Annotated in this window: 14 protein-coding genes; 8 read left to right on the top strand and 6 right to left on the bottom strand. The window is 69.9% G+C overall.

Going from position 1 to position 16,980, the window contains the following annotated elements:
* Positions 1-2 precede the first annotated feature (2 nt).
* The 3 genes from P5P27_RS05335 to P5P27_RS05325 all read left to right on the top strand — a co-directional run bounded on the left by P5P27_RS05335 (position 3) and on the right by P5P27_RS05325 (position 6,024).
* Positions 3-4,649, top strand: a complete 4,647-nt coding sequence (locus tag P5P27_RS05335) for an ATP-dependent helicase (RefSeq protein WP_278127410.1) — start codon at positions 3-5, stop codon at positions 4,647-4,649.
* 2 nt (positions 4,650-4,651) lie between these two features.
* A complete protein-coding gene (locus P5P27_RS05330) occupies positions 4,652-5,437 on the top strand; it encodes a DNA-formamidopyrimidine glycosylase family protein (RefSeq protein WP_045539391.1) in 786 nt (261 codons plus the stop codon).
* A gap of 83 nt (positions 5,438-5,520) precedes the next feature.
* A complete protein-coding gene (locus P5P27_RS05325) occupies positions 5,521-6,024 on the top strand; it encodes a nuclear transport factor 2 family protein (RefSeq protein ID WP_045539390.1) in 504 nt (167 codons plus the stop codon).
* A 6-nt stretch (positions 6,025-6,030) separates the two neighbouring features.
* Here the strand turns inward: P5P27_RS05325 and P5P27_RS05320 are convergent, their stop codons facing one another.
* Positions 6,031-6,453, bottom strand: coding sequence for a pyridoxamine 5'-phosphate oxidase family protein (locus P5P27_RS05320; RefSeq protein WP_045539388.1), 423 nt, complete (start codon positions 6,451-6,453; stop codon positions 6,031-6,033).
* Between the two features lie 79 nt (positions 6,454-6,532).
* On the bottom strand, positions 6,533-8,275 hold the full coding sequence (locus P5P27_RS05315; RefSeq protein ID WP_062367050.1) for a glycerol-3-phosphate dehydrogenase/oxidase: 1,743 nt from the start codon (positions 8,273-8,275) through the stop codon (positions 6,533-6,535).
* A gap of 111 nt (positions 8,276-8,386) precedes the next feature.
* Here P5P27_RS05315 and glpK point away from each other — a divergent pair, with 111 nt between their 5' ends.
* Genes glpK through P5P27_RS05300 form a run of 3 tightly spaced genes read left to right on the top strand, consistent with a single transcriptional unit; the run spans position 8,387 to position 10,752 of the window.
* On the top strand, positions 8,387-9,835 hold the full coding sequence (gene glpK, locus P5P27_RS05310) for a glycerol kinase GlpK (protein WP_045539395.1): 1,449 nt from the start codon (positions 8,387-8,389) through the stop codon (positions 9,833-9,835).
* Between the two features lie 38 nt (positions 9,836-9,873).
* Complete coding sequence (locus tag P5P27_RS05305) at positions 9,874-10,257, top strand: ArsR/SmtB family transcription factor (protein WP_222111013.1); 384 nt, start codon at positions 9,874-9,876, stop codon at positions 10,255-10,257.
* 9 nt (positions 10,258-10,266) lie between these two features.
* Positions 10,267-10,752, top strand: a complete 486-nt coding sequence (locus P5P27_RS05300; protein WP_278126745.1) for an SRPBCC family protein — start codon at positions 10,267-10,269, stop codon at positions 10,750-10,752.
* Here the strand turns inward: P5P27_RS05300 and P5P27_RS05295 are convergent.
* On the bottom strand, positions 10,721-12,145 hold the full coding sequence (locus tag P5P27_RS05295; protein WP_278126743.1) for an MFS transporter: 1,425 nt from the start codon (positions 12,143-12,145) through the stop codon (positions 10,721-10,723). The two genes, P5P27_RS05300 and P5P27_RS05295, sit on opposite strands and share 32 nt — an antisense overlap.
* Complete coding sequence (locus P5P27_RS05290) at positions 12,142-13,545, bottom strand: NAD(P)H-quinone dehydrogenase (RefSeq protein WP_278126741.1); 1,404 nt, start codon at positions 13,543-13,545, stop codon at positions 12,142-12,144. Before P5P27_RS05290 ends, P5P27_RS05295 begins: the two co-directional genes overlap by 4 nt.
* 121 nt (positions 13,546-13,666) lie before the next feature.
* Here P5P27_RS05290 and P5P27_RS05285 point away from each other — a divergent pair, with 121 nt between their 5' ends.
* On the top strand, positions 13,667-14,158 hold the full coding sequence (locus P5P27_RS05285; RefSeq protein ID WP_006896521.1) for a gamma-glutamylcyclotransferase family protein: 492 nt from the start codon (positions 13,667-13,669) through the stop codon (positions 14,156-14,158).
* 72 nt (positions 14,159-14,230) lie between these two features.
* On the opposite strand, the gene P5P27_RS05280 is transcribed toward P5P27_RS05285, so the two are convergent.
* Together P5P27_RS05280 and P5P27_RS05275 are read right to left on the bottom strand one after the other, a co-directional pair.
* Positions 14,231-15,409 carry an amidohydrolase gene (locus tag P5P27_RS05280; RefSeq protein ID WP_039867450.1) on the bottom strand — a complete coding sequence of 393 codons (1,179 nt, stop codon included), beginning with the start codon at positions 15,407-15,409 and terminating at the stop codon, positions 14,231-14,233.
* Positions 15,406-16,101, bottom strand: coding sequence for an enoyl-CoA hydratase/isomerase family protein (locus P5P27_RS05275; protein ID WP_278126739.1), 696 nt, complete (start codon positions 16,099-16,101; stop codon positions 15,406-15,408). The genes P5P27_RS05280 and P5P27_RS05275 overlap by 4 nt, the downstream gene beginning before the upstream one ends.
* A 65-nt stretch (positions 16,102-16,166) precedes the next feature.
* Here P5P27_RS05275 and P5P27_RS05270 point away from each other — a divergent pair, with 65 nt between their 5' ends.
* Positions 16,167-16,979, top strand: a complete 813-nt coding sequence (locus P5P27_RS05270) for a purine-nucleoside phosphorylase (protein WP_278126737.1) — start codon at positions 16,167-16,169, stop codon at positions 16,977-16,979.
* The last annotated feature ends 1 nt before the right edge of the window (position 16,980 follow it).

The raw sequence follows: 16,980 nt of genomic DNA, 5'->3' as shown, positions 1-16,980 counted from the left end.
GCATGCATCCGGCCACGCAGCGGTGGTTCAGCGACGCGTTCGGCGCGCCGACCCGAGCCCAATCCGGTGCGTGGACGGCGATCGCCCGCGGCGAGAACACCCTCGTCGTGGCTCCGACCGGGTCGGGCAAGACCCTCGCAGCCTTCCTGTGGGCCATCGACTCGCTGTACCGCGAGCGGATCGACGCCGCGACCGGCGGCAGTGCGGGCACCGCTCCGGGTGTCCGGATCCTCTACATCTCACCGCTCAAGGCACTCGCCGTCGACGTGGAGCGGAACCTGTCGGCACCACTGGTGGGCATCGCGCACGCGGCGCAGATCATGGGACTCGACGCACCGTCGATCACGGTCGGAGTCCGGTCCGGGGACACCTCGGCGGCCGACCGCCGACGGCTGCAGACCCATCCGCCCGACATCCTGATCACCACGCCCGAATCGCTCTACCTGATGCTGACCTCCTCGGTGCGCGAGACCCTCGCCACGGTGACGACGGTGATCGTCGACGAGGTGCACGCCGTCGCAGCGACCAAGCGGGGCACGCACCTGGCGCTCTCGCTCGAACGGCTCGATGCGCTGCTCGAGCGGCCCGCGCAGCGCATCGGGCTGTCAGCGACCGTGCGGCCCGAGGAACTCGTCGGCGAGTTCCTGGCGGGCGAGGGCGACTGCACCGTCGTGAAGCCGCCTGCGGCGAAGACCTTCGACCTCTCCGTGGACGTGCCGGTGGAGGACATGACCGCCATCCCGCCGCCGGACACCGGGACGGACGATCTCGACGACGCCTTCTCCCCGACCGCCGGTTCCCTCTGGCCCCACGTGGAGTCGGCGATCGTCGACCGCATCGAGGAGAATCGCTCGACGATCGTCTTCGCGAACTCTCGTCGTCTCGCCGAACGTCTGACCGCCCGGCTGAACGAGATCGCCGCCGAACGCGCGGGCATCGAGTTCGACCCGGACCGACCGAACCCGACAGTGCCCGGCGGGATGCCCGCCTACGTCTCGGCCAGTGGAGACACGGCGGGCGCGCCCGCCGTCCTCGCCCGCGCCCACCACGGCTCGGTGAGCAAAGAGCAGCGTGCACAGATCGAGGACGATCTGAAATCCGGCAGGCTCCGGTGCGTGGTCGCAACGAGCTCACTGGAACTCGGCATCGACATGGGTGCCGTCGACCTCGTGATCCAGGTGGAGGCCCCGCCGTCCGTCGCGGCCGGGCTGCAGCGCATCGGCCGCGCCGGACACCGGGTCGGCGAGGTGAGTCGCGGCGTGCTGTTTCCGAAGCACCGCACCGACCTGATCCACTGCACGGTGGTGGCGCAGCGAATGCTCGCCGGCCGCATCGAGGCGCTCTCGGTACCGGCCAACCCGCTCGACATCCTCGCCCAGCAGACCATCGCGGCGACCGCCGTCGACGATCTCGACGTCGACGACTGGTACGCGACCGTCCGGCGCGCGATGCCGTATCGGACCCTCACCCGCGACGTGTACGACGCCGTCCTCGATCTGATATCCGGCCGGTATCCGTCCGACGAATTCGCCGAACTGCGCCCGAGGGTGGACTACGACCGCGCAGCCGGGCGGCTCACCGCCCGGCGCGGCACCCTGCGTCTGGCGGTCACCTCCGGCGGGACCATCCCCGACCGCGGGCTGTTCGGCGTCTTCCTCGTGGGCGGGACCGACCGCGCAGAAAGCGGCCAACCCCGCCGGGTCGGAGAGCTCGACGAGGAGATGGTCTACGAGTCACGGGTCGGCGACGTGTTCGCCCTCGGCGCGTCGAGCTGGCGAATCGAGGAGATCACACACGATCGGGTGCTGGTCTCGCCCGCGTTCGGCATGCCGGGGAGGCTGCCGTTCTGGATCGGCGACGCCGTCGGTCGTCCGGCCGAGCTCGGTGCGGCGATCGGTGAGTTCATCGGGATCGCGGGCCATGAGGAGAAGCTCGCCGCACTCGCCGCCGAACTCGGGCTCAGTGCCAATGCAGAGCGCAACCTGTCCGCGCTGATCGCCCAGCAGCGCGATGCCACCGGCGTGCTCCCGACCGACCGCACCCTCGTACTGGAACGCTTCCGCGACGAGCTCGGCGACTGGCGGCTGGTGCTGCACTCCCCCTACGGCCTGCGGGTCCACGCACCGTGGGCCGGTGCCGTGGCCGCGCAGCTCTCGGCACGTCTCGGCATCGACGGGGCCACCACTGCCACCGACGACGGCATCATCGTGCGCCTCCCCGACACCGATGACGATCCGCCGGGGGCCGACGTCTTCCTCCTCGACCCCGAGCACATCGAAGCGGACGTCACACGCGCGCTGGCCGATTCGTCACTGTTCGCGTCGCGGTTCCGCGAGTGCGCCGGGCGGGCGCTGCTGCTTCCGCGCCGTGATCCCGGAAAGCGTGCCCCGCTGTGGCAGCAGCGGCAGCGCAGCGCCCAGCTGCTGGCGGTGGCGTCGCGCTTCAGCGATTTCCCGATCATTCTCGAGACGGTCCGCGAATGCCTCTCCGACGTCTACGACCTGCCCTCGCTGGTGGACGTCCTCACCCGCATCATGCAGCGCAAGATCCGGATCACCGAGGTCGAGACGTCCACGCCGTCGCCCTTCGCGGCCTCGATGCTGCTCGGCTACGTCGGCTCGTTCATCTATGACGACGACGCCCCGCTCGCCGAACGCCGGGCGACCGCGCTGTCCCTCGACACCGCGTTGCTCGCCCAGCTCCTCGGCCGCGTCGACCTGCGTGAGTTGCTCGATCCCGCAGTGATCACGGAGGTCGTCGCACGGCTCCAGCGGACGGCTCCGGAACGGCGGGCGCGCGACGATCAAGATGTGGTGGACCTGCTGCGATGGCTGGGACCGTGCACACCCGGACAGATCGCCGAACGCTACCGGGGCGACGACCCACTCGCCGTTCCGCTCGACGAGGTGCTCGAGCGACTCGTCGCCGACGGCCGCCTGATCGAGGTGCCCTTCCGCGGCGCGACCGCTCTGGCCTCGGTCGACGACGCAGCGCGCCTCCGCGACGGCCTCGGCATACCGCTCCCGCTGGGCGTCCCCGCCGCCTACCTCCAGCCTGTCGCCGATCCCCTGGCCGACCTGGTGCACCGTTACGCCCGCACCCACGGACCGTTCACCACCGCCGATGTCGCGGAAGCTCTCGGCATGGCGCCCGCGGTGGTGACCCGGACCCTTGAAGAGCTCGCGGCGCGACGAACGGTGATCGAGGGCGAGTTCATTCCGCTCCCGCCCGAACCGCAGACCGGGCGCACCCCGAGCCAGTGGTGCCATTCCGACGTCCTCACCCAGCTCCGCCGCGGATCGCTGGCGGCCGGGCGCGCCGAAGTGGAGCCGGTCAGCGCCGAGGCGTACAACCGATTCCTGCTCGGCTGGCAGCACGTCACCGGGAAGTCACGGCTGCGCGGCGCCGCCGGCGTCGCGGCCGTCGTCGAGCAACTCGCCGGACAGCCGATACCGGCGTCGGCGTGGGAGACGCTGGTGCTGCCGGCCCGGGTGGAGGACTACCGGCCGTCGATGCTCGATGAGCTGACCGCCTCCGGCGAGGTGATCTGGTCCGGACACGGGGGCATCGGCGGGGCCGACGGCTGGGTGGCCCTGCATCTGGCCGACGCCGCCGCACTCACCCTCCGGCCCGCCGAGGACACCGAACTGACTCCCGCGCAGGACGCGGTCCGGACCGCTCTCGACCGGGGCGGGGCCCTGCGCTTCCGCGAGCTGTCCGACGCGCTGAACAACGCAGAGCACGCGATCCCCGACGGTGAACTGCCGGAGCTGCTGTGGGATCTCGTCTGGGCCGGGCTCATCACGAACGACTCGTTCTCGGTGGTCCGCGCCGCGCTGAACCCGCCGCGCAGCGCACGATCGTCGGCCACCTCCGCCCACCGGACTCGCGGTCGGCCGCCGCGTCTGCGCGCCGCGCGGCTGTCGTCGCAGTATCTGGCGGGTGCTGCGGGTGCGGCAGCCACGCCGCCCACGGTCGGGGGGCGGTGGTCGGTGATCCGTCGCATCGCCGTCGATCCGACCACCGCTGCCGCTGCCACCTGCGAGGTGCTTCTCGACCGCTACGGCGTGGTGACGAAGGGAGCCGTGACCGCCGAATCGACCGAGGGCGGGTTCGCGCGAATCTACAAGGCGCTCGGCGTCTTCGAGGACAACGGCCAGGTGCGGCGCGGGTACTACATCGACGGGCTGGGAGGCGCGCAGTTCGCCGCCGGTCACACCGTCGACATCCTGCGCGAGTCGGCTGTCGTCGCACGCCAGGAACGGTGCGCGGCGGTGGTGCTCGCGGCCACCGATCCGGCGAATCCGTACGGTGCGGCCCTCGACTGGCCCGAGCGAGCCGTCGAATCGGGGCATCGGCCCGGCCGGAAGCCGGGAGCGGTCGTGATCCTGGTGGGCGGACGCGCCGCGGTGTTCATCGAGCGCGGCGGAAAGACGGTGCTCACCTTCACCGCCGAGACCGAGATCCTCGAGGCGGCCGCGGCGGCGCTGTCGCACGCGGTCACCACCGGGGCGGTGCCGCGCATCCACATCGATCAGGTCGACGGCGAGCCGGTACGCCGCACACCGCTGGGTGACCGACTGGTCGCCTCCGGCTTCGCGACCACGCCCCGGGGGCTGCGGATGAACTACGACCCGAGGAGCCGGTAGCGGTGCCCGAAGGCGACACCGTGTTCCGTGCGGCGCACCGCCTCCGCACCGCGCTCGTCGGAAAAACCCTGAGCGACAGCGACTTCCGAGTACCTCGCTACGCCACCACCGACCTGTCCGGTGCGCGCGTCGAGTCCGTGCGGTCGGCGGGAAAGCACTTGTTCATCGATCTGCGGCGTCCCTCGGGCACCCCGGTCTCGATCCACTCGCATCTGATGATGGAGGGCCTGTGGGACGTGCACGCCATCGGTGCGAAGTGGCGCAGGCCGTGGCACACCGCACGAGTGGTGCTGCGTGCCGGAGACATCGAGGCCGTCGGCTTCGATCTCGGCGTCCTGGAACTGCTCGCCGATCCCGGCCCCGCGGTCGCCCATCTCGGCCCGGACCTGCTCGGCGACGATTGGGATGCGGCTCGCGCCGTCGAGAATCTGGCCGCCGCCCCCGATACCCCGATCGGCATCGCTCTCCTAGACCAGCGCAATCTGGCGGGTGTCGGCAACGTGTATCGCAGCGAACTCTGCTTCATGCGGCGCGTGCACCCGGCCACACCGACGGCCGCGGTCGACCTGCCGCCACTGGTGGACCTCGCGCACCGGTTGTTGACGGCCAACCGGCTGCGCGTCGCCCGCGTCACCACGGGCGCCACCGGCCGCGGCCGGGAACTGTGGGTGTACGGCCGCGACCGCCGCCCGTGCCGCAGATGCGGTACCGCCGTCGAACGCGGGATGCTGGGCGAGCCGCCGGCCGAGCGCAGCATCTATGTGTGTCCGCGATGTCAGACACGGTGACGCGGATGCGCCGAACCCCTAGGGTCGGGCGCAAGACCGGTCGGCCCCAGGCGTCGACCCGCACCGCGACGTCAGGAGGACGAATGGACATCGAACAGCGCGTGGCCGCACTCGAGAAGATCGAAGCGATCAAGGAACTCAAGTACCGCTATTGGCGCGCCTGCGACGCCAAGGATCCCCGCGGATTCCGTGACGCCTTCATCGCCTCCGGCGCCCGGATCGATTACGGCCGCCTCGGCGCGTTCGACGACGTCGAGCCGATGGCGCGGATCTTCACTCAGGTGGCACTGCACAAGGTGGACGGTCGCCACGCCATCCTCGACATGCACCACGGGATGCACCCGGAGATCCGGCTCACCGGTGAGTCGTCTGCGATCGGCCGGTGGACGCTGCGATTCCGACAGCTCAACCTGTCGGACCGTACCGAGACGATCGCCACCGGCGAATACGACGACGAGTACGTCGTCGAGAACGGCGAATGGAAGATGTCGAAGTGCGTCTTCACCGAGACCTGGTCGGTGACACGCCCACTCGACGCCGGGGCGATCATCACCGAGGGCGCCTTCGCCGCAGAGTCGGCCGGGTGAACCGGATCAGCGGATCTCGTGGTCGGGCTCGGGCCCGAAGACGAACCGCCTGCCGGTGATCTCCTCCACGGCGATCTCCACGTACGTCGTCCGCACCGTGGGAATCCAGGGGTTGAGCGGGGTCTGGTCGGCCGCTTCGATCTCCGCGGAGTCTCGGAGGATGCGGGCGCGCCCCTTGGCCACCACGCTCCAGCCGATCCGGCTGGTGAAGGCGTCCACCTCGATCACTGCTCGGTCGTTGACGGCGAGCTCGGCCAGCTTCGTGCCCTCCGCGGTCCGGAACAGGATCTTGCCGTTCGACACGTAGATGTTCACCGGGAAGACGTCCGGCTGCCCGTCGACGCAGACCGCCAGCCTGCCGAGGACGCTGCCCTCCAGCAGTTCCCACGACTGTTCGTTGCTCAGGTTCTCCACCGGCTGCGTACTCATGGCCCCAGTCTGGCCCAGACCGCCCGGGCTGTACAGGGCACTTGGTCTGTGAGCCGGGCGACGTGAGTCGGATTCGCCGCTAGTCCGGAACGGGAACCGGTTCGAGGATCTCGCGGCGCGCCTCCGGTGCCGCGGCGCGCAGCGCATCGGCGGAGGCGTCGTCGGGCTGGCGCTGCGAGGCGATCTCGGCGTCCACCCGCGCCTTGTACGTCGCGACCTCGGTGGCGACCCTCGTCTCGTCCCATCCCAGGACCGGGGCGATCAACTCGGCCACCTCCTGCGCGCAGTCGACCCCGCGGTGGCTGTACTCGATCGCGATCCGCGTGCGACGGGCGAGCACGTCCTCCAGGTGGAGTGCGCCCTCGGCCCACACCGCGTAGACGATCTCGACCCGCAGGTACTGCGGTGCCGCCTGCAGCGGCTGCAGCAGCGACTCGTCGGCGTCGGCGTAGTACAGCACGTCGTCGAGCAGTGAGCCGTAGCGGTTCAGCAGCCGCCGGATCCGGTAGGGATGCAGGCCGAACCGCTGCCCCAGGTGCTCGCACTGGTTGATCAGTGCGAAGTAGCCGTCGGCCCCCACCAGCGGCACCCGCTCGGTGATCGACGGTGCGACACGGGTGGGGATGTAATCGTTGCAGGCGTCCACGGCGTCGGCCCCCATCACCCGGTAGGTGGTGTACTTGCCGCCCGCGATCGACACCAGGCCGGGTGCGACGACGGCCACCGCATGCTCGCGGGAGAGTTTGGAGGTCTCGTCGTCCTCACCGGCGAGCAGCGGCCGCAGCCCGGCGTACACGCCTTCGATGTCGTCGTGCGTCAGCGGGGTCACCAGTTCCTGGTTCACCCGGTCGAGGAGGTAGTCGATGTCTTTGCGCGTGGCGGCGGGATGCGCGAGGTCGAGGTTCCAGTCGGTGTCGGTGGTGCCGATGATCCAGTGCGTCTCCCAGGGGATCACGAAGAGCACCGAACTGGCCGTCCGCAGGATGATCGCGGTCTCCGAGACGATCCGGTCGCGCGGGACCACGATGTGCACTCCCTTGGACGCACGCACCTTGAAGTGACCGCGCTGCTTCGAGAGTGCCTGCACCTCGTCGGTCCACACGCCGGCCGCGTTGATGACGCAGTGTCCGCGCACCTCGGTGGTCTCCCCCGTCTCCGAATCGCGGACCTTCACGCCCATCACCCGGTCGGACTCTGTGAGGAAGCCGACGGCCTGCGTCGAGGTCCGGATCACCGCACCGTACTGCGACGCGGTGCGGGCGAGGGTGAGACTGTGGCGGGCGTCGTCGACGACGGTGTCGTAGTACCGGATGCCGCCGATCAGCGAATCGCGCTTGAGGCTCGGCGCCACGCGCAGCGCACCCGACCGCGACACGTGCCGTTGTCCCGGAACCGATTTGGCGCCGCCCATCCGGTCGTAGAGGAACAGGCCGGCGGCCATGTACGGGCGCTCCCAGAAGCGGCGCGTGAGCGGAGCGAGGAAGGGCAGCGGCTTCACCAGGTGCGGAGCGAGCAGACGCAGCGACAGCTCGCGTTCACGCAGCGCCTCCCGGACCAGACCGAACTCGAACTGCTCCAGGTAGCGGAGCCCGCCGTGGAACATCTTCGACGAGCGGCTCGAGGTGCCGGACGCGATGTCGCGGGCCTCCACGAGCGCCACGCGAAGACCGCGAGTGGCCGCGTCGAGCGCCGCGCCGACGCCGACCACTCCGCCGCCGACGACCACGATGTCGAACTGTTCAGAGCCCAGTCTGCGCCAGGCCTCGTCGCGATAGGCGGGGCTGAGGTCGGCGGGCCGATCCGGATTGAACTCGCTCTCCATATTTCGCAAGACTACCCGAGGGTAACCGGCCGTCATGCCAGACTTGACGGCGTGAAATCGGATGCTCAGTACGTCGCCGCAATCGATCAGGGAACCACCTCCACCCGGGCGATGATCTTCGACCGCAAGGGGTCTGTGGTGATGAGCGAGCAGGTGGAGCACAGACAGATCTTTCCCCGCGCCGGCTGGGTGGAGCACGACCCGATGGAGATCTGGCGCAACACCCGTCGCGTGGCCGCCGCCGCGCTGGCGGCGGCGCAGCTGCATTCGGGGAACATCGCGGCATGCGGGATCACAAATCAGCGGGAGACCACCGTCGTCTGGGATCGGCACACCGGCACTCCGATCCACAACGCGATCGTCTGGCAGGACACCCGCACCGATGCGCTGTGCGAGGAACTCGCGGGCGAGCACGGCGTCGACCGCTATCGCGAACGGACCGGGCTGCCGCTGTCGACGTACTTCGCCGGGCCGAAGGTCGCGTGGATCCTCGACAACGTCGAGGGCGCCCGCGATCGCGCCGAGGCCGGCGACCTACTGTTCGGAACGATGGACAGCTGGCTGGCGTGGAACATGACCGGCGGCGTCGACGGCGGGCTGCACGTCACCGACGTGACGAATGCGTCCCGCACCATGCTGATGGATCTGCATACGCTGCAATGGGATCCGGAGATCTGCGCGGACCTGCGCATCCCGATGTCGATGCTTCCCGAGATCCGGTCGAGCTCCGGTGTGATCGGGAGCCTGCGGACCTCGGGCTCCCTCCCAGATGTGCCGCTGGGCGGCATCCTGGGCGACCAGCAGGCCGCGATGTTCGGCCAGGCCTGCCTTGAACCCGGCGAGGCGAAGAACACCTACGGCACCGGCAACTTCCTGCTGCTCAACACCGGCACCGAGGCAGTGCTCAGCAAACACGGCCTGCTGAGCACCGTCTGCTATCGACTGGGCGATGAGCCGGCACGCTATGCGCTGGAGGGATCGATCGCGGTCACCGGCTCCCTGGTCCAATGGCTGCGCGACAACCTCGGGATCATCGACACGGCCGCCCAGGTGGAGGAGTTGGCCCGCCGGGCCGACGACAACGGGGGCGTCTACTTCGTCCCGGCGTTCTCCGGACTGTTCGCGCCCCGCTGGCGACCGGATGCGCGCGGAGTGATCGTCGGGCTCACACGGTTCGCCGACCGCACGCACATCGCACGCGCCGTCCTGGAGGCCTCCGCGTACCAGACGCGCGAGGTGATCGAGGCGATGCAGGCCGACTCGGGCGTGCACCTGCAGACGCTGAAGGTGGACGGCGGCATGGTCGTCAACGAGCTGTTGATGCAGTTCCAGTCGGACATCCTGGATGTCCCCGTGGTGCGGCCGGTGGTGAACGAGACCACCGCGCTGGGCGCCGCATACGCGGCCGGCCTCGCCGTCGGCTATTGGTCGAGCACCGATGAGATCCGCGACAACTGGGCGCGCGGCGGGCGGTGGGAACCGCGGATGTCGGAGTCCGACCGCACACGGCTTTTCGAGGGATGGAACCGCGCGGTGACGCACAGTTTCGATCTGGCATGAGCCATTGACGCACAACCGATTAGTTGTATGTTTGAGAGGTGACCGAGGACGACGAGGACCGCGCTGACGCGCTGTTCCACGCCCTCTCCGACCGCACACGGCGGGACATCGTCCGGCGGGTGCTGGCCGGCGAGCACTCGGTCACCGCGTTGGCGGAGAAGTACGACATGAGCTTCGCCGCGGTACAGAAGCACGTCGCCGTCCTCGAACGGGCCGGTCTGCTGGTGAAACGCCGTGCGGGCCGCCAGCAGATGGCGTCCGGCGACGTGAACGCTGTGCGCTCGGTGTCGGCGATGCTCTCCGACATCGAACAGATCTGGCGGGGCCGCATCGCCCGCGTCGACGACTTGCTCGCCGCATCCCCGGCCCCGACGACCGACACCACCGATCCCTCTGACATCCCACGAGACCATCGACCCTGAGGACCAGCCATGCCTGTCATCGACGTCCAGACCGACACGGACGCTCTCACCCTGACCATCACCGCCGAATTCGCCGCACCTGTGGAGCGCGTCTGGGAGGTGTACGAGAACCCACGCCGACTCGAGAAGGTGTGGGGACCGCCCGAGTACCCGGCGACCTTCGTCGAGCACGACTTCACTCCCGGCGGACGCGCCACCTACTACATGACGAGTCCCGAAGGTGAGAAGTTCGGGGGCTGGTGGCGCTTCGAGACGATCGACCCGATGTCGTCGTTCACCTTCGAGGACGGTTTCGCCGATGCCGAACTCAAGCCGCTCGCCGGCATGCCGGTGTCGCAGAACCGCTACGTCTTCGAGGCCACCGACAGCGGCACGCGCGCCGTCTTCACCTCCACCTACGAGAGCGCCGAGAACCTCCAGAAGGTCTTGGAGATGGGCATCATCGAGGGAGCCTCGGCGGCGATCAACCAGATCGACGACCTCCTCGCCGCGTAGGCGAATCGGGCTCGCGCATGCGGCGGTCGACGGCGAACTCCCGCAGCGCGACCGCGATGCCGCAGAAGGCCAACGCGGCGAAACCGAAGCTGAGGACCCTTGCCGATCCCACGATGTCGGGGCCGCCCAGAGCCACCAGCAGACCCGCCAGCGCCGAGCCGCAGGCGTTCGCGATCAGCTGGCTGGTGTTCAGTCCCGCCGACGCCTGGGCGGCCTCCGCTTCGTCATCGGTGACCCGCAGACCCGCGGTGAACCAGTGCGCCATCGCCATGCCGATGCCGCAGCCGCCGACGAACAGCGCCGCGTACCATGCAACGATCACACCGGGCGCGGGGTCGCGCATCTGCAGCAGGCCGTACAGGATCAGCCCCGACCCCAGCAGGAGCGGACCGCAGATCCGGACCGCTCGCCGCCCGCGCTCGCTCTCGATTCCGCTCGCGGAGATCGAGGCGACCGTCCATCCCCAGGACAGTGCCGCTCCGAGGAAACCGGCGGCGAGCGGCCCGAGCCCGCCGATCCGCTGCCCGAACAGCGGCAGGAAGGTCTCCACCGTCGACACCGCGGCGAGAACCAGGATCGCCAGGTAGATCCATCGCAGCGGCGACCGGCCCCGATAGGTAGTCTCCGGCAGCACTCGGGAACTCGCCCGCCGCTCCCAGCCCACGAATCCCAGACCCGCCAGCACGGCGAATGCCAGCAGCGTCGACGTCGCGATCCCGTGCACCAGCGAGGCCACGCTGATCGCTCCGACCGCCGTCGTCAGCAATGCCAGCGACATCCACGGAACCGCGGCGGCCGGTTCACCGGATGTGCGCCGTACGGGAAGCGCCCGAAGCGTCATCGCGATCAGCGCCAGCGCCAGCGCCAGGAGGGTGAGCAGGCCGAATGCCCCACGCCAGAAGTGGATCTGGGCGAAGAACCCGCCGACCACGGGTCCGACGAAGTTGCCGACTCCCCACATCGCCGACATCAGGGCGATGGACCGCTGCCACAGATGAGGAGCCAGCACCAACCGCACCACCGCGAAGCCCAGGCCGCCGAGGAGACCGGCCCCGAATCCCTGCAGGGCCCGGCCCACCAGCATCACGGTCATGGTCGGCGACGCGCCGGCGACCACCGTGCCCGCAGCGAACAGCGCGAAGGCCCACACGTACGACCGCCTGGCCCCGAACCCGGCCAGCCAGCGGCTCACCAGCATCGACGAGATCACCGAGACCACCAGGAAGACGGTCATCGTCCAGGCGTACAGGTCCTGACCGCCGATGTCGGCGACCGCACTGGGCAGCAGCGAGGTGGTCAGGTAGACGTTGATCGCGAACAGCGCCACGCCGCCCGCCATCACCACCATCGGCGCGCGGTTGTCGCGCCCCAGCAGTTCCCGCCAGGTGCTCAATCCAGATCGTCGTGCCGGACGAGCTGGCGGGCGGCCTCGGTGATCGATCCCGACAGGGACGGGTACACCGAGAACGTCTGTGCGATCTCCGAGACCTGCAACTTGTTCTCCACGGCGATCGCGATCGGCAGAATCAGCTCCGAAGCGTTGGGCGCGACCACCACACCGCCGATCACCACGCCGGTCGCCGGGCGGCAGAAGATCTTCACGAAGCCGCGGCGCAGACCGCTCATCTTGGCGCGCGGATTGGTCGACAGCGGCAGCATCACGGTGCGCGCCGGGTACTCCCCCGCGTCGATGGCCTTCTGCGAGACACCGACGTTGGCGATCTCGGGCCGGGTGAAGATGGCCGACGCCACCGTCTTGAGCCGGATCGGGCTCACGCCCTCGCCGAGCGCGTGGTACATGGCGATGCGTCCCTGCATGGCGGCCACCGAGGCGAGCGGCAGCACCCCCGTGCAGTCGCCGGCGGCGTACACGCCGGGCGCCGATGTGCGGGAGACCCGGTCGACGGTGATGTACCCGCCCCGATCGGTCACCACGCCCGCCTCCTCCAGGTTCAGCGAACCGGTGTTGGGGACCGAACCGACCGTCATCAGCACGTGGGTGCCCGTCACCTCCTTGCCGTCCGCGAGGTGCACGGTGGCGGAGTCCTCATCGCGCGTCACCCGGTCGGCGCGCGCGTACTTGATGAGGGTCACTCCGCGCTCGGAGAAGGCCTCCTCCAGGACGCGCGCGGCATCCTCGTCCTCGTGCGGAAGCACGCGGTCCCGGCTCGACACCAGCGTCACCTTCACCCCCAGCTCGGTGTACGCGTGGGCGAACTCGGCGCCGGTGACACCCGATCCGACGATCACCAGATGCTCGGGCAGCTCGGCCAGGTCGTAGAGCTGGCGCCAGTTGAGAATCCGCTCCCCGTCCGGCTGCGCCGTCGGCAGGATCCGCGGCGACGCCCCGGTGGCGATGAGCACCACGTCGCTCTCGTAGGTCTCGGTGCTGCCGTCGGCGAGCGTCGCCACCACTTCGTGCGCTCCGATTCCGGTTCCCGTCCGACCGAGCCGTGCGGTTCCATTGACGATCGTCACGCCCTCGCTGATGAGACGCGAACGGATGTCGGCCGACTGCGCGAAGGCCAGATCCTTCACCCGCTGGTGGATCTGCGGCAGGGTCACCATCGCCTGGTCGGTGGCGATGTTGATGCCGAGGTCCACGGCACGGCGCACCTCGGTGCGGATTCCGGTGGACGCGATGAACGTCTTCGACGGAACGCAGTCCCACAGCACGCACGCGCCGCCGATCCCGTCCGAATCGATGACCGTGATCTCCGCGCCGTAGGCCGCACCGGTCAGGGCCGCCTCGTAGCCGGCCGGCCCACCACCGATGATCACGATCTTCGCCACTGTGCACACTCCTTAGACACGACTCTGGACTCCGTGAACAAACTTATCCCCTGGCTGCTGCGCGCGCCGCCCGGACCGGCCGGTGTTCCCTCATCGGCCACCGACCGAATAGGCTGGCGACGTGCCGATCTATGCCGCCTACGCGTCGAACATGGACCCTGCCCAGATGCTGGAGCGGGCTCCGCACTCGCCGATGGCCTCGACCGGATGGCTCAACGGCTGGCGGCTGACCTTCGCGGGCGACGACATCGGTTGGGAGGGTTCGCTCGCCACCGTGACCGAGGACCGCGACAATCCCGACGCGCGTGTATTCGTGGTGCTCTACGACGTCACCGCTGAGGACGAGAAGAACCTCGACCGCTGGGAGGGCACCGAGCTCGGCGTGCACCGCAAGATCCGCGCGCGAGTCGACACCGCCGACGGACCGGTACTGGCGTGGCTGTACGTCATCGACGGCTACGAGGGAGGCCTGCCGTCCGCGCGGTATCTCGGCGTGATGGCCGATGCGGCCGAGATCGCCGGCGCGCCCGCGGACTACGTCGAGCGGCTGCGCCTGCACGAGGCGCGCAACGTGGGTCCCGGGCCCGCGGAGCCGATGGACAACGAAGGCTGACCGCGGTCGGGAAAATTTTGGCTCCCGGAGCGGTCTGAGAGGCCGTTGCGGGAGCCAAAATATTTTGGCCGCTCAGTCCAGTTCTCCGGAGAGCACGACTCCCGCGAGCGTCGCGACGCCCACGCCGAGCGCGCGCTCATCGATGTCGAAGTTCGGCTGGTGCAGATCACACTGCTGGCCGACGCCGGTCCACACTCCGAGCCTGGCCATGGCGCCGGGCACCGACTCCAGGTACCACGCGAAGTCCTCGCCGCCGGGCGACTGCGGCGTGTCGACCGCTGCCGCCGGACCGATGGCCTCCACGCTGCGGCGCAGCATCGCGACACTGTGCGGGTCGTTGACCACCGGCGGCACACCGCGCACATAGGTCAAGTCGTAGGTGACTCCCAGCGGCGACACCAGTTCGCCGATGATGCTCCGCACCAGCGGCTCGAGGTCCTGCCACACGTCGCGGTCGCCGGTCCGGACCGTTCCGCGCAAACGCCCCTCCTGCGGGATCGCGTTGGGGGCGTCACCGGAATGCGCGGCACCCCATGCCATCACGGTGCCCGAGCGCGGGTCCACCCGGCGCGACAGCAGTCCGGGGAGCCCGGTGATGACGGTGCCCATCGCGTACACGAGGTCGGCGGTCAGATGCGGACGCGAGGTGTGCCCGCCGGGCCCGCGCAGATGCACTTCCACACGATCGGCCGCGGAGGTCAGCGCACCCGCGCGCAGACCGACCGTTCCGGCCGCCAGGTGCGGATCGCAGTGCAGCGCGAAGATCCTGGTGAGCCCGTCGGTGACTCCCGCGTCGATCGCGTCGAGCGCACCGCCGGGCATCACCTCCTCGGCCGCCTGGAACAGGAGCCGGACCCCGAACGGCAGTTCGCCGCCGGTCTCGGCGAACTCGGACAGCAGCAGCCCGGTGCCGAGCAGAATGGCCGCGTGCGCGTCGTGCCCGCAGGAATGGGAGACACCCTCCACCCGCGAGGTGAACGGAAGTCCGGTCTGCTCCGGGATCGGCAGCCCGTCCAGGTCGGCGCGGAGCCCGATGCGCGGCTTGTCGGCCGGACCCAGATCGCAGACCACCCCGGTGCCCTTCGGCAGGATCTTCGGGGACAGGCCCGCATCGCTCAGGATCTGCACGACCTTCGCCGTGGTCGCGAACTCGGCCATCGACAGCTCGGGTTCGGCGTGGATCTCCCGGCGCCACGCCACCACGCGGCCGAGATTCGATGCGAGCCAGGCGTCGATCACGGGAGAACTCACAGCAGTGTCGCCGGGGTCGGGGCGGTGAGGTCCTCCAACAGCGGCAGTCGCAGCGCGCGCTTGACGGCACCGAGGTTGTCGCCGGCGAAGGACGCGCGCTCGCGGGCGACCTCGCGGGCGCGGTCGAGCAGGCGGTCGGCCTCGACCGCCTCGTCGACGATCCCGCCGGCGACGGCGTCGGCGGCACCGTAGCGGCGTGAGGTCAGCATCGCCTCGGTGAGGGTCGCATCGGGAACACGCGTGCGCAGCAGACCCGCCATCCCGCGCGGGAAGGGCATGTTCAGCGCCGCCTCGGGCAGCGACCAGAACCCGCGGTCGGAGCGCATGATGCGGTAGTCGGCGCAGAGGGCGAGCATCGCTCCGGCGCCGAACGCGTGGCCGTTGATCGCCGCGATCGTCGGCGTCGCGGCCGTCACCACCTTCGCGTACAGGGCGTGGACGGCATCGAGATACGCCGGCAGCGGCTCCGCACCGGAGAAGATGTAATCGGTGTCGAGGCCGTTGGTGAAGAACTTGCCGGTGGCGCTGATGATGAGCGGCTTCTTCGCTGCGACGGCCTCATCGGTCAGCTCCGACACCCGGGCCATCCACTCACGGCCGAAGCGGTTCTCCGGATTCGCCTCGTCCAGTTCCATGCCCTCGGTACCCAGGTACAACTCGGCGGCGTCTTCGGTGAGAGTCAAGTACGGCATGGCAGAAACCTTATCGCCGCACACCTCGGCAGGAGCAGGCACGGGTGAGACACTACGGTTGCCTCATGGATCCAACCGTCGATCATGGCGCCGCGGCAGCCGCCGCGGCCGCCGTCATCGCCACCGCTACCGACTGTCCCCGCCACGACGTGGCCGTCGTCCTGGGATCCGGGTGGGCTCCGGCTGCGGCGGCGCTCGGCACGCCGGTCGCGCGACTGCCGATGGCTGACATCCCCGGCTTCGGGACCCCGTCCGCGCGGGGACACGCGGGCACCGTCGAGTCGATTCAGCTCGGCGACACCCGCGTGCTCGTCCTGCTCGGCCGGATCCACGCCTACGAGGGCCATGCCCTGGCGCGGGTGGTGCACCCGGTACGGACCGCGGCCGCCGCCGGCGCGCATACCGTCGTCCTGACGAACGCGGCGGGCGGCATCCGTCCCGGACTCGAGGTGGGCCGACCCGTGCTCATCGCCGACCAGATCAACCTCACCGGCCGGTCCCCGTTGGAGGGCGCGCACTTCGTGAACATGGTCGACGCCTACAGCCCGGCGCTGCGTGCGGCGGCCCGCCGCGTCGACCCCGAACTGGGCGAAGGCGTGTACGCGGGACTGCCCGGTCCCCAGTACGAGACGCCCGCCGAGATCCGCATGCTCGGCGTGATGGGGGCCGACCTGGTGGGGATGTCCACCGTGCACGAGACGATCGCGGCCCGGGCGGCCGGCCTCGACGTCCTCGGACTGTCGCTGGTCACCAATCTCGCGGCGGGAATCACCGGGGAGCCGCTCGACCACGCGGAGGTCCTCGCCGTGGGCCGCGAGTCGGCCGAGCGGATGGGCCGGCTGCTCGGCGCGGTCATCGGCGCGCTCGCCGAACGGTGAG

The sequence above is a fragment of the Gordonia sihwensis genome (genome assembly GCF_029632925.1).
In the GTDB taxonomy this organism is placed as follows: Bacteria; Actinomycetota; Actinomycetes; order Mycobacteriales; family Mycobacteriaceae; genus Gordonia; species Gordonia sihwensis.
The sequence above is the reverse complement of the archived record's forward strand: the minus strand, read 5'-3'. Positions and strand labels throughout refer to the sequence as shown.

What these genes read in the sequence shown, in the direction of transcription:
- P5P27_RS05325 (WP_045539390.1), top strand. Translation starts at nt 5,521, where the DNA reads ATGGACATCGAACAGCGCGTGGCCGCACTCGAGAAGATCGAAGCGATC.
- P5P27_RS05270 (WP_278126737.1), top strand. Translation starts at nt 16,167, where the DNA reads ATGGATCCAACCGTCGATCATGGCGCCGCGGCAGCCGCCGCGGCCGCC.
- P5P27_RS05315 (WP_062367050.1), bottom strand. Translation starts at nt 8,275, where the DNA reads ATGGAGAGCGAGTTCAATCCGGATCGGCCCGCCGACCTCAGCCCCGCC.
- P5P27_RS05320 (WP_045539388.1), bottom strand. Translation starts at nt 6,453, where the DNA reads ATGAGTACGCAGCCGGTGGAGAACCTGAGCAACGAACAGTCGTGGGAA.
- glpK (WP_045539395.1), top strand. Translation starts at nt 8,387, where the DNA reads ATGATCTTCGACCGCAAGGGGTCTGTGGTGATGAGCGAGCAGGTGGAG.
- P5P27_RS05275 (WP_278126739.1), bottom strand. Translation starts at nt 16,101, where the DNA reads ATGCCGTACTTGACTCTCACCGAAGACGCCGCCGAGTTGTACCTGGGT.
- P5P27_RS05300 (WP_278126745.1), top strand. Translation starts at nt 10,267, where the DNA reads ATGCCTGTCATCGACGTCCAGACCGACACGGACGCTCTCACCCTGACC.
- P5P27_RS05335 (WP_278127410.1), top strand. Translation starts at nt 3, where the DNA reads ATGCATCCGGCCACGCAGCGGTGGTTCAGCGACGCGTTCGGCGCGCCG.